This window comes from Paenibacillus sp. 2TAF8 (genome assembly GCF_052114825.1).
GTDB lineage: Bacteria > Bacillota > Bacilli > Paenibacillales > Paenibacillaceae > Paenibacillus.
Genome location: NZ_JBFRFN010000003.1, coordinates 216,934 through 229,566, shown reverse-complemented (window position 1 = coordinate 229,566; position 12,633 = coordinate 216,934). Strand labels below are relative to the sequence as shown.

General features: G+C 44.7%; 10 protein-coding genes. 9 read left to right on the top strand and 1 reads right to left on the bottom strand.

All coding sequences use genetic code 11. From position 1 onward, the window contains the following. Nucleotides 1-201: 201 nt before the first annotated feature. The 5 genes from pulA to AB4Z30_RS06800 all read left to right on the top strand — a co-directional run bounded on the left by pulA (nucleotide 202) and on the right by AB4Z30_RS06800 (nucleotide 6,416). Nucleotides 202-3,078, top strand: a complete 2,877-nt coding sequence (gene pulA / locus AB4Z30_RS06820; protein WP_441924601.1) for a type I pullulanase — start codon at nucleotides 202-204, stop codon at nucleotides 3,076-3,078. A 291-nt stretch (nucleotides 3,079-3,369) separates the two neighbouring features. After that, on the top strand, nucleotides 3,370-4,002 hold the full coding sequence (locus tag AB4Z30_RS06815; protein WP_441924599.1) for a 50S ribosomal protein L25: 633 nt from the start codon (nucleotides 3,370-3,372) through the stop codon (nucleotides 4,000-4,002). A 228-nt stretch (nucleotides 4,003-4,230) separates the two neighbouring features. Then, on the top strand, nucleotides 4,231-4,749 hold the full coding sequence (locus AB4Z30_RS06810) for a hypothetical protein (RefSeq protein WP_441924597.1): 519 nt from the start codon (nucleotides 4,231-4,233) through the stop codon (nucleotides 4,747-4,749). Between the two features lie 289 nt (nucleotides 4,750-5,038). Continuing rightward, entirely contained in the window at nucleotides 5,039-6,010 is a 972-nt protein-coding gene (locus AB4Z30_RS06805) for a helix-turn-helix transcriptional regulator (protein WP_441924595.1), read from the top strand. Nucleotides 6,011-6,047: 37 nt separating this feature from the next. Continuing rightward, a complete protein-coding gene (locus tag AB4Z30_RS06800) occupies nucleotides 6,048-6,416 on the top strand; it encodes an HIRAN domain-containing protein (RefSeq protein ID WP_441924593.1) in 369 nt (122 codons plus the stop codon). Nucleotides 6,417-6,431: 15 nt separating this feature from the next. Here the strand turns inward: AB4Z30_RS06800 and AB4Z30_RS06795 are convergent, their stop codons facing one another. Further along, nucleotides 6,432-7,535 carry a glycosyltransferase family 4 protein gene (locus tag AB4Z30_RS06795; RefSeq protein WP_441924591.1) on the bottom strand — a complete coding sequence of 368 codons (1,104 nt, stop codon included), beginning with the start codon at nucleotides 7,533-7,535 and terminating at the stop codon, nucleotides 6,432-6,434. 208 nt (nucleotides 7,536-7,743) lie between these two features. On the opposite strand from AB4Z30_RS06795, the gene AB4Z30_RS06790 reads away from it, so the two are divergent. From AB4Z30_RS06790 to AB4Z30_RS06775, 4 genes are all read left to right on the top strand, one after another. Beyond that, entirely contained in the window at nucleotides 7,744-8,061 is a 318-nt protein-coding gene (locus AB4Z30_RS06790) for a DUF3817 domain-containing protein (protein ID WP_441924589.1), read from the top strand. A 275-nt stretch (nucleotides 8,062-8,336) separates the two neighbouring features. Next, entirely contained in the window at nucleotides 8,337-9,155 is an 819-nt protein-coding gene (locus AB4Z30_RS06785) for a TerC family protein (protein ID WP_441924792.1), read from the top strand. Between the two features lie 551 nt (nucleotides 9,156-9,706). Continuing rightward, a complete protein-coding gene (locus AB4Z30_RS06780) occupies nucleotides 9,707-11,170 on the top strand; it encodes an RtcB family protein (RefSeq protein ID WP_441924587.1) in 1,464 nt (487 codons plus the stop codon). Then, the gene (locus tag AB4Z30_RS06775; RefSeq protein WP_441924585.1) at nucleotides 11,170-12,483 is read left to right on the top strand and encodes an AAA family ATPase; all 1,314 of its coding nucleotides are present in this window, start codon (nucleotides 11,170-11,172) and stop codon (nucleotides 12,481-12,483) included. The genes AB4Z30_RS06780 and AB4Z30_RS06775 overlap by 1 nt, the downstream gene beginning before the upstream one ends. The last annotated feature ends 150 nt before the right edge of the window (nucleotides 12,484-12,633 follow it).

Below are 12,633 nucleotides of genomic sequence, written 5' to 3'. Positions count from 1 at the left end.
AGGGAGTTTTTTTTGATTTCACAGGTACATACGCTGTCAACCCTAACGCTTGTTTACATATGATAAATGAAAGCGATTGCTCATCGATTGCCTTGCTTTAACCGATATGTTGAGTACAGACAACCCCGGGTTGACAAAAAGCGTCCCACTTCGTAACATCGGGACAATACGAAATTAAAGGATACAAAGGCGGTGGGAACGATGCCGGAATGGACTTCTTTTTGTTATGAAGGCAACGATCTTGGCTTAACTTATACCAGTGCTGCGAGTACATTCAACGTATGGGCTCCTACAGCACAGCAAGTAAATATACTCGTCTTTGAGAATGAAGGAGAATATAACGATCTTGGCGAGGTAAACCATCATGAGGATGGTCAGGTATATGAGATGACCCGTAGCCCAGAGGGGATCTGGCAACGGACGCTTTCGGGGGACTGGGCAGGACACTTTTATATGTATCGCATCGTTCATCAGGATCAACGGGTAGAAGTTGCAGTCGACCCTTATGCCAGAGCGGTTACAGCCAATGGGCAACGGACAGCAATCATTGACCTGAAAACAACCGATCCTGAGGGTTGGGATCAGGATGTTAAGCCATCTTTTCTACATCCGGTTGATGCGATCATCTATGAACTACATGTACGAGATTTCTCTTCTGATCCGCAGGCGGAAATCCCGTATAAAGGGAAGTATCTTGCTTTTACAGCTACTGGACTTACAGATGAGACGGGCAACCGAATTGGCGTCGATCATTTGGTTGAACTGGGCATTACCCATGTACATCTTCTGCCTGTGGCCGATTATCAAACAGTAAATGAACTTGCAGCAGCGAACGCCGATTCCACGGTTAAAGCACCGTACAACTGGGGCTATGATCCACAGCATTACAATGTTCCTGAAGGTTCTTATGCGACGAATCCACGAGATCCTGCTGTTCGGATTCGGGAATTCAAATCGATGATCCAGTCGCTGCACAGGCAAGGTATCCGTGTTGTGCTTGATGTTGTCTACAACCATACCTACAGTGTGGAAAAAGGACCTTTTGAACGGATCGTGCCGGGGTACTTTTACCGTCATTATGAAGATGGTACACTCAGCAACGGTTCAGGTGTAGGTAATGAACTGGCAACAGAACACCCGATGGTACGAAAATATATTTTGGATTCCTTGCGCTATTGGGCTGAAGAATATCATATTGACGGATTTCGGTTTGATCTTATGGCATTGATTGATCAGGACACCATGAGTGAACTCACCCGTGAGTTAAGAGAACAGATTGATCCTGCTTTTCTGATCTATGGAGAGCCGTGGATGGGAGGACACTCGCCACTGAATCGTCCTACTCTCAAAGGAACGCAGAGAGACAAAGGATTTGCTGTATTTAACGATCATTTTCGCAATGCGATCAAAGGAGACAGTGACGGTAGCAGCAGAGGATTCATCACGGGTGCTGGAGGTCAGGAATACGAAATAGGCAAAGGGGCAGCCGGAGCACTGGATGACTTCACCTCTTCCCCAGCAGAAACCGTTAATTATGTAACAGCCCATGATAATCTCAATTTGTGGGATAAAATCGCAACCTCTCTCCATCTTCGCCATGATCTGGGTTTTCCTATATGGAAAGACGGACATCCCGTGGAGGGTGGTAGTGCCGAATCAGCGGTTAAAGCGGCAGTTCCGTATCGATATGTCGATGAAGCTGATGTAATGCATAATGAGATGGTGCGTCGTTCCATTCTTGCATCAGGTATCCTGCTTACGTCACAGGGAGTACCCTTTCTTCATGCCGGTGATGAGATGTTAAGATCCAAGGTTGGAGATCATAACAGTTATCGAAGCGGTGACGCGGTAAATACGATTACTTGGGCAAATAAAGCCTGTTTCAGACCTGTATTTGACTATTATCGCGGACTGATCCACTTGCGGCGTACCCATCCAGCGTTTCGCATGACGGAGGCGGAACAGGTTCGCAGACATCTTCGCTTTATTCGGATGGACGGAAATGTCGTTGCCTATATGCTGGAGCATGGAGCGAATGAGGATTCTTGGAATCGTATTATTGTGATTTATAATGGTTCGGACGAATCCCAGTCCATACATTTGGAACCGGGTGAATGGAAGGTTACCGTGAATCATCATACGGCTGGAACGGATGTGATCGAGACCGTCGTAGGCGAGGTTCGAGTGGAGCCGTGGTCGCTCATGGTTTTATATGATGTGGAGCGTGCTGTTGAGACCGATCCTGCTTCGCTGGAGATTGCTCTTCCGCGCCGGGTATTCTCTCCGCAAGAGACTTCTCTGCTGCGAGTTACGGTGAGGGATCATATCGGCAATGTTCTGGAAAATGTGCCTGTGGTGTGGAGATCATCCGATCCAGATATTGTTCGTATAGAAGAAGATGGTACCCTCCACACGTTGAATCGAGGGGAAGTTTTGATTACGGCTTGCGTCGGTTTGATCAAAACATCTTGTAACATTCAGGTAGATGTGCGGTATGCTGAGAGAATTGAAATTGTAGGTGAGCCTGTGCTGTATACCACTCGAATAAGTCGTTTCCGTGCGATCGTGCTGGATCAATACGGGCAGCCGCTCACAGAAGCCCATATCCGGTGGAATTCTTCTCATTCAGATATAGCTGCCGTAAGTCATGCTGGTATTGTAAGGGCATTGACAACGGGTAAATCGGTGATTAGCGCTGAAACGGGAAACATTCGCGCAACTTATGCAATCACGGTTCATAGACATATGTCACGAACGGTGACGATCCGTTACGAGCGCGCAGATCACTGCTACGATGGCTGGGATGTGTGGGTGTGGGGGACCGGTATGGAGGACGGAGCGGTTCGCTTGGAGCGGGTAGGCAATATTGCAGAAGCTCGGTTCCGCGTCGCTCCGGGTTTGCATCATCTCGGTTTTATCATCAGGCTGCACGAGTGGGAGGCCAAGGACACTTGCGGAGATCGATATGTGGATATCACACCTGAGGATAGTGACGTACAGATTATCGTGCAAAGTGGATCAGACAATATGCAAATTATACGGGAAAATCGTGAAATGGATGATCTGAATAGTGCCTAAAGTGTTGCTGCTTAATTCTATTTCACAGGAGATTTAGTTGAGCCTTTCAAATCCCCGCCAATCTTACAGTCGGAAGGAGTTCCGGCTGTTTTGGTATTCCCAAAATAAATGGAATGACAAAAAAAGGTTATAAATTTTCAGGTTTATGTTTTAGATGCTGGATCATTGGGGTAAATATAGATATGGCCCAATATATGGCCTCAGAAAAAAGACCATATCGGTCTAAGAGAGAAGCCGCAGAGCTTATCAACAAATACAAAGTAGGGATCCCTTGAAGGAGGATGTTCAATCATGAAATCCAACGGAAAAATGGCTCAACTTACAGCAACGCCAAGAACGGAAAAGAAAGGCGCAGCACTGCGCCTGTTAAGACAAGGTGGACGAGTTCCTGCCGTAGTTTACGGACCGGGGCAAGAAGGTGCCGCCATACATGTGGATGAAAAAGAAATGCTGAAAATGGCTCGTACAGGCCGCTCAGAGATGTTTAACTTGAACGTGGAGGGCGGCAAAACCGTTCCTGTACTGATCAAGGATCAGCAGGAGCGTAATGGACGTCTGTTGCACGTTGACTTTTTGCAGATTTCGAAAAACAAACCGATTAGTGTTAGCGTATCGATTGACTTCCAAGGTACAGCTGCAGGTTCCAAAGTAGGCGGTGTATTCCAAACGCAAGAAACGCAGCTGGAGGTTGAAGGTTTGCCGGCAGATCTGCCAACATCGATTGCAGTTGACGTCAGCGGTCTGGAAATTGGTGATCGCTTGACAGCGGGTGACGTTAAACTGGATAAAGGTTTGACACTCGTGACTTCACCAGAATCCATCGTTGCTTCGGTTATGCCACCACAAGCTATTGAAGAGGAACCAACTGCTTCTGCTGATGGTGCAGCACCTGAAGCGACAGAAGAGCAATCTGCAGAAGAATAGGGCGAAAGCTGGAAATTAAAAATATTCCTCGATCGTCAAGCCTGTCCAAGCTCAGTCCCGCTTATTGTGGACTGGGCTTTTTTCGCATGATCATGTTATCCAGAAAAGCGTTCATTTGGCCATGATTGCAGGTAGATGATTGGAAAATCCTAAATTGTTGGATTTAAAGGTCGTATTTATGGTACAACGTGAAGATAGATGAAATAGAAAAGAAAGCAGGTTTGCCATATGTTTGACCCGACTGTGTACGATAATTTAAAAGTAGCCTTCGAGAATGTTCTCTATGACTTGGACAATCTGGATGAGAGTATCCACATTACCCATCGTAGGGATCAATTAGAGATGGCTAGCATGTCCCGAGAGTTTACCCTGCAATTCTGTCTGAGAGATCATGCCGCCGTGACAGCTGAAGTGGTACTGAGAAGCTCGTTGCAGGCAATAGCCGCCGAGATTTTGGAGACGCCAGGCAGCCATCCAGGCTGCGAACTGGAACTTCGCTTTGCATGGGTAACAAAGGAACCGGAGTCACGTTGTCACGACATCATGGCAGTCATGCAGGAAAATTGGCCTGATCAGCGGACGATACAGCATGTCCACTATCTTTTTGGAGATGAGTCCAAAACCTACAACGTTTCCACTAATGTTTATTTTGATCGGCATGTGAACGAGGAGCAGATGCACGATATTCCCTTATTATGTGATCATATGGTTCAGGTGCTGAACAAATTGGTAATGATGCATGAATAAACATGTAAGAATTTAATAGAACTTTGTAAGCCTTATCTCTTATGGAGAGTGGGGCTTTTTTGTATTTATTTTAGATATTTGTATAGGCTTTCAGGCTTAGAAAAATCAGATTTTGGGTTATTAATTTACGCAAGCAAGTAAGAGAATGTATATTTAGGGAGGGGAAAAGTGCAATTGGACTATAAATAAAAGGTGAAATTGCGAAAAATCTATTTGGGACTAAAGATTTAGATATGAACTAAAGGAACTAGTTTTCCTTGCCGATAAAATATCGAAGGGGAGAAACTACATGACAGAGAAATTAATTCGTCTGCTGCGTATACTTCAGGCTATACAAGCTAATCCCGGAATCTCTGCTAAGGAATTGGCGCTGAAATGTGGTACAACAGTGCGCACAATCTATCGTGATCTCCGGATTTTGGACAGGGTAGCTCCCATAATGAACGAAGGATATGGAAAGGGTTATCGATTTATCGGTGAATTTGCCATGTATCCTTTAGACTTTACCGAACAGGAAGCCATGCTATTCTGTATGCTTCCGGCCTTAGTCGATACATCAAAATTACCTGCTGAATTTGACTCAGCTTTTGATAAGGTTATATCGGCACATACCAAACTAAAAACAAGGAACAGTGAAATTGTGGAAAATATTGCAGGAATCATTCGGATGGGGATACCTGCTTACCGTGAAGAGGGAAAAGATCCAAACTTGCTAATTCCCATTATCGAAGCGATTTTAGATGGACGTACGATCCAGGCTCAATATCATACGCTCACCGATAACGAGATTACAGTTCGGCATATAGACCCTTATTATCTCGTACCGCGTGACCAACGTTTTTATCTGATCGGTTATTGTCATTTACAACAGAAAGTTCGGTTGTTTCGCATTAGCCGCTTTCTGGATGTAACACGAACCAACAATGCATTTGATATGGGTGACTTTAATATAACTCATTATATGAAAAATACCTGGTCTGTTGACCGAGGGGACGAGCATATTCATTTTAAGGTGAGATTCTCCGAAAAGGTGGCCCCCTACATAAAAGAAGAAGAGATGTTTGTTCGTCCGCGAATGACAGATCTTGTGGATGGCAGCTTGTTATTCGAAGTAACACTGAATAGCAGCCGTGAATTTTTGCAATGGTTATATCAGTTCGGTCCTGAGGCTGAGGTGCTTGAACCTCGCGAGTATCGGAAAGAAATTCGTAAACAACTTCTGGAATGGCTGGAGCACTATGAAGATGAAGAGGCTCTATAGTCATAATCCAAGGAATATAGTAAAAAGGAGCATTCTTATGAGTAACAAAATTTTTGCGGCTATGGTGGGCATGGAAAATTATCATGGAGCACAGATACTTCATGTAGGGGATACACTTTATCTTGTAAAAGATCCGGATAATCGCTTGGATCATCAAGCTATCAAAGTGGTTATACCCCCAATAGGTGAGGTGGGTTATATCGTTAACCAGAATGGAAAGGTGCCTCATGGCTGCTGGACTGGGTCAGGGTTTTATGATGCCTTCTATCAACAAACCTGTGCAAAAGTGAGATTTATGATGCAGGATATAGTGATTATTGAACTGATTGAAATAACGCATGTACCTGTATTACAGAAACAGATAGACTCTATAATTGTGGAATGGCAGTTCCGTGAGAAAGCCTAATCAAGAAAAAAAGGCTCATGGACGGATGAGCCTTGTGTACACCGCCTCCAAATAAAGAGCCGTTCTTGCCCAGCTGAATTGCACACTAGCCGTTTCGCGGCCGTTTTTCCCCATGGATTGCACAAGATCAGGTTTGGTAGCTAAATGATACAAGAATGAGGTGAACTGTTGGGGCTGTTTATATTTTGATATCAAGTATCCGTTTCTTCCCGACTGGATAATCTCCCGGATCCCCCCGTTATCCGAGGCGATGACAGGGATGCCAGAGGCCATAGCTTCTACATTCACCAGACCAAAGGCCTCGTGGTTCTGTGAAGGACAGACCAGGCAGTCGACGCACCGATAGAGTTGATCAATTTGTTCGTGATTCACCTGTCCGAGAAAGGTAGCGTGAACGTTATGTTTCTGCGTCAGTTTACGGAGAGAGCGTACATAGCGTGGAGGCCCCTTACCGCTAATGACCAATTGGACAGATACTTGTGGCTGTAAGAGAGCAACAGCGCGAATAAGAACATCTACTCCTTTGCCAGGAATGACTCTTCCCGCATACAGAACAGTGAAACGTTCGGTGATTGCAAACCTTTGACGCAGGCGAAGACGCTCCTCACTGCTGGCAACGGGTCGGAATCGGTCAAGATCTGTACCCAGTGGAACGACGTTCATTTTTTCCTTCACTGCAGGAAAACGACGGTAAAGTCTGCGTTTTAATGATTGGCTGTTCACGGCAATACAATCAGCTTTTTTCAGCATTGTCAGCTTCCTCGGTCCGGGCTGAGCGAAGGTGAGTGAGTGGAGATAGAGAACAACAGGGATTTGTGGAAAGGCTTGTTTAATGGTCGTCATGCTGTGAGGTCGGTTATCCACCTGAATGATATCAGCATCAAGTGTCCGGATCAAACGAATGGCTGCCCCTGTGTAGCCTGAAACACTTGATGCAGAGATTCGCTGAATCGTAATATGGCGGATTTGCTCCAGCGCTGGTAAACCCTTTACTGCGCGGCTTATAATAGTAACCTGATGACGGCGGGCAAGTTCGTGTGCAATACCTAAAATACAGATTTCCACTGAACCATTGCCGGGCAGAGGCAACTTCTCTGGTGCAATCAGGACTATTTTCATGAATTAATCCCTCCTTGTCCGACATTGGTAACGACCTATTTCATGCATTGTATGTTATAGAAGCATATTTGCTCCTGTCAGACGGTTACATTGAATTTTTCTGAATCAAGGAATATTCTGACTGCTCGGCTGGATACAGATTGTCTCTGCTTTTGTGATATAATGTACAAGATACAACATGCGTTTATTGCATAAGAGCAGGGGGAAGATGATGCTAGGTTCAATGCTGGGGCGTTTCCGGCTAATGTTATGGTTACAGGGGATTTCATATGTAATGTTATTGTTCGTTGCGTTTCCCCTTCGGGATGCAGGAATTATGCCACAAGCGGTTACTTGGTTCGGTAACCTATATGGTTTTCTGTTCCTGATGTACCTTTTGTTTATGGTGTCTTTATATACGGTTATGAAATGGCGTCTGCGCCGTCCTATTGCGCTTTTCTTTATTTCTTTCATACCGCTTGGCAATATGATTTACGATTTTTTTGTCTTTCGAAAATTGGTTCGTAACACTGCAAATAAAGCTTGACTTTATTTTATGTTATGAAATATGATGTATACAGGTTATTCACCGGTTTCAACTAAAACTACATATTCCTGTTAAAGGGGAGTAGCTTTTACAGTAAAGTCGTCAATTCGGGATTACATCCCCGGCTTTATTGGCAACAATTTGTTGTTAGCGAGACCTTTACCAAGTTTTTATGCTCGGTAAAGGTCTCTTTTTGTGGTTAAAAAAGGATCTTGCCAGCAATGGTGAAGATCCTTTTTTTTGTACATTATAAGCATATTAAGGAGGAGTTAATGTTGGAACCAGCACTATTATTAGAATACGGGTGGGTACTTCTGGTCTTGGTTGTCCTTGAAGGATTACTTGCAGCAGATAATGCCCTAGTACTCGCAATTATGGTTAAGCATTTGCCTGAGGAAAAGCGTAAAAAGGCTTTGTTTTATGGTCTGATGGGTGCATTTGTTTTCCGTCTCGGGTCGTTGTTCCTGATCTCATTCTTGGTGGATGTTTGGCAAGTTCAAGCGATCGGCGCACTGTATCTTCTGTACATCTCGATAAATCATATCGTCAAAAAGATATTGAGTGGTCGAAACAAAACAGATGAAGCTGCTGACGATGCACCCAAAAAACCAAAGAAACAATCTGGTTTCTGGATGACCGTATTTAAGGTAGAAGTTGCGGATATTGCTTTTGCAGTAGACTCGATATTGGCAGCGGTAGCTTTGGCAGTCGCTTTGCCACCAAGCGGTTTGCCGCCAATTGGCGGCCTGGATGGTGGACAGTTCATTGTTATTTTCCTCGGCGGTTTTATCGGACTTGTCATCATGCGTTTTGCAGCGTCGTTTTTCGTGAAATTGCTTCATTCCCGCCCGGGTCTTGAAGTTGCTGCTTTTGTGATTGTAGGTTGGGTAGGGGTTAAATTGTCTGTAATCACACTGGCTCATCCTTCACTGGGTATTTTGGATGAGCATTTTCCAGAAAATAAAATATGGAAAATTGGTTTCTATGTTGTATTGATCACGATTGCTGTATGTGGATGGTTCCTTTCTTCCAAAGTACCTGAAAAGGAAGATGAGAATCCAGTGGAAGAACTGCAAGAGCAGGCTAAACTCTAAGGATTACAAAAGATTAAAAAATATCTTGCAACATAACAGATTACAACAGTGAGTAACCGTTAAAAAGTAGAAAACAGGAGGTTGTCCGGGGGACAACCTCCTGTTTTGTCTAACCCGTTATATCGTTTGACTGCTTTAATTTCCAAGAAAAGGGTTGACATTATAAAAGATGTACCTTTAATATATACATATCAATTAAGAAGGGAGGCCGAGAGACATGACATTAGGTTATGAATTGAATCCAAGAAACAGAAGCATTGACACAATTGCATATCCGGCTCATCGTCTTTTTGGCCTCATACGGTCGACATAAAAGAAAGGCGTATTGTTTATAGATCACATCTGAGCGTAACATGTGATGTCTATAAGTAATATGCGTTCTTCGCTATATCAAGCGATGGATGACATACACAAATTCCGTTTGTGCTGTTATCCGTTATTGTCATGTAGTAGAAGCCATGGGCGATGAGTCCATGGCTTTTTATGTTTTTATAAAACAACAAGCAGCAAACCGAATTTGCTGAACGAATAGGAAGGAATTACACTTATATATGAATAACAAATGGAATGGTTTTGAGAGTTTGAACGAAATGACCGGGGGGTATCGCCATCAAGTTAAATTACCAGCAGGAGAACTCACTGTATATGCGGCACAACAACTATTTTCTTCTCTGGATTACAAAGTATTTGAGATGGCTAACAACAATTTGCAAATTCCAGACATTTCGTACATGGGATATACCCCGGATGTACATGTCGGTGTAGGAACGTGTATTGGAACGACAGCAGTATGGGAAGCACAGAGTGGCTATGTATCACCATCTATCGTGGGCAGTGACATTGGCTGTGGTATGAGAGTACATCTGACCAATCTGCATAAGGATGATCTAAAAGAGGTAAAGCTTCGTCGCAAACTGGTTAAAGCGATTGAGAAAGTACTACCGATGGAGGCTAGTCAGCGAGGACATTTTTCAGATATAAGGCTGGAGCATATTGTACGTAATGGACTGCATGGATTACCTAAAAAATATATTCCTGATAGCTACACACCCAAGAAATCGACTTCACTGACGCATGTAGAGAGCAGCAGGTTTACGTATGACGAGAATGTGCTGAATCTTGTTCCAGATATGACCTGGCACCGTTCACATCGCCAACTTGGCACGCTGGGTGGAGGCAATCATTTTGCCGAGATTCAGGCTATTGAGATCGCAGAGGAAAATCGTGAAGTGGCCGAGGCTTGGGGGCTTTATGATGGACAGATTGCTGTTATGATTCACTCTGGTTCAAGGGCGTGGGGCGGACATGTAAGCCAGACAAGTTCGGCTGCGATTGCCAAAGTTATGCAGCGACTGGGGCTCGGAACTTCCGATCCAAGATTAGTATTTGCCCCACTAGATCATGCGGAGGGACGCCATTACGTAAATATGATGTACTCCGCTTTGAATTATGCCGTAGTGAATCGTCACCTCATTGCCTATGCAATCCGGGAGGCGTTCAGGGATGTATTCGGGCCAAAATGTGAATTCCGTACACTGTATGACTTGATGCACAACTATGCTTGGGAAGAATCCCATGCAGAGAGAGGCTCTGTATTTGTACACCGGAAAGGAGCCACTCGGGCATTACCTGCGGGTCACAAGGACAATCCCAAGCCTTACCTGGCTACAGGCCACCCGGCGTTGATCCCTGGCTCAATGGGGACGGCCTCTTATATCATGGTTGGTCAACCTGAAGGAGTAGATAACTACTACTCGATTTGTCATGGTGCGGGCCGTGTACGGTCACGTACTGCAACGAAACGTTTGGTGACGGTTGAAGATTTTGCTACAGCTCTTGGTGTAGGAACGGCGGATGAGATTGTTGTGAACCAGCGATCCTTGGAGTCCATTATTGATGAATCACCTCAGGCGTATAAAAACGTTGATGAAATTATAGATAGTGTTACCGGAGCCGGACTGGCTCAAGTAGTAGCCAAATGTAAACCGCTTGCCGCGGTAAAGGGAGCGAAATGATGAACGATAAAGAAAAACAGATGAATCCAATGAACGAAACAAAAGCCATCTATTCCTACGATGAACAGCATGATACGCGTATCCGGGTTGAAGGATACGCGGTCTATTCTAGACTGATTCGAGGAATTGGTGAGGCGCTTCTGAAGCGCTATGGCGTTGAATACAAGTTGTATTCAAGTTCTGATCCGAACAACGAATATTGGGAACTGTTGCGGGAAGACTTGCAGAATGGAAGTGACGAGGTCGAGCTTGTTGCTCGTATATTTGAGGATCTCGAGCTCCAAACGTTGCATTACGATGATGATGGAGATGTGCCAACATACGGTGTACACTATTCCATCCGCAACAACGTATTTGCTTATCCCAAGTGGGGCGTAGCTTTGGTACGGGTGCCTTTCTTCCGGGAGAACGGAATCTACAGTGAAGATTTTGTGTTCGCTGTAGGGGATGAAGAGATGAAGCATTTCCTAGGAAGTGTCCGAGAACGCGAACGTCAGCAAAATATGAAAAAAGTAACTGTTTATACGGATGCCCGCAATGGCAGCGATCGCCATGTGGAGTCCATAACACGTTCAGTGAGTAGAGAAGATGTGGTTCTCTCTGCTCAGATCAAACAGGATATTTTCCGTTCGCTGGATCAGTTTTTTGAAGCGGATCGTTCGTTTTACAGAGATTACGATATCCCTTACAAACGCGGCATTCTGCTATATGGACATCCAGGGAACGGAAAAACAACGCTGGTGAAATCGATAGCAGGTAGCATTCCTGGACCTGCTGCATATTGGCAAATTACCGAATACACGAATAGCGAATCTGTGCGTGAAGTGTTTGATGCAGCCAAACGTCTGGCACCGATGGTGTTGATTATCGAAGATATCGACTCCATGCCGGATGAAGTTCGTTCCTTTTTCCTGAATACACTGGATGGTGCGACGTCCAAAGAAGGGATCTTCTTGATCGGCACGACAAACTATCCTGAAAAAATCGACCCAGGTCTCATGAACCGTGCAGGACGATTCGACCGGGCTTATGAGATTCCTTTGCCTGATGAAGCCTTGCGCCTACAATATTTGAGGCAGCGTGGATTTAGCGTGTTTGCAGGTGAGGAAGGAACGATTGAGGCTGCGCGTCTGACCGATACCTTCTCGCTTGCACAACTTGGCGAATTGTATGTCAGTGCTGCGCTGGAGTGGCATCAAAATGGTCGAACGGATATTGTTCAAGTTATTCAGTCTATGCGAGGAGAGCTAGACAAGAGCCACAAACATAATTGGCTTGCACAGCCGGGTAAGGGCCGAGCCGGATTTTATTGATCTGGTTTATGGATTCTGTTTTTTTGATCTGATACGTTGCTGGGATACCGTGCTGATGGACTGTAAAGATTGAAACATTAATGGTTCTAAGCCATAAATATAAATTCACCTTCACTGGGTATACTAACCTTGTCTCGAGTAACATACAAT

Coding starts and splice junctions, on each gene's coding strand:
- pulA (WP_441924601.1), top strand. CDS start 202: ATGCCGGAATGGACTTCTTTTTGTTATGAAGGCAACGATCTTGGCTTA.
- AB4Z30_RS06815 (WP_441924599.1), top strand. CDS start 3,370: ATGAAATCCAACGGAAAAATGGCTCAACTTACAGCAACGCCAAGAACG.
- AB4Z30_RS06810 (WP_441924597.1), top strand. CDS start 4,231: ATGTTTGACCCGACTGTGTACGATAATTTAAAAGTAGCCTTCGAGAAT.
- AB4Z30_RS06805 (WP_441924595.1), top strand. CDS start 5,039: ATGACAGAGAAATTAATTCGTCTGCTGCGTATACTTCAGGCTATACAA.
- AB4Z30_RS06800 (WP_441924593.1), top strand. CDS start 6,048: ATGAGTAACAAAATTTTTGCGGCTATGGTGGGCATGGAAAATTATCAT.
- AB4Z30_RS06795 (WP_441924591.1), bottom strand. CDS start 7,535: ATGAAAATAGTCCTGATTGCACCAGAGAAGTTGCCTCTGCCCGGCAAT.
- AB4Z30_RS06790 (WP_441924589.1), top strand. CDS start 7,744: ATGATGCTAGGTTCAATGCTGGGGCGTTTCCGGCTAATGTTATGGTTA.
- AB4Z30_RS06780 (WP_441924587.1), top strand. CDS start 9,707: ATGAATAACAAATGGAATGGTTTTGAGAGTTTGAACGAAATGACCGGG.
- AB4Z30_RS06775 (WP_441924585.1), top strand. CDS start 11,170: ATGAACGATAAAGAAAAACAGATGAATCCAATGAACGAAACAAAAGCC.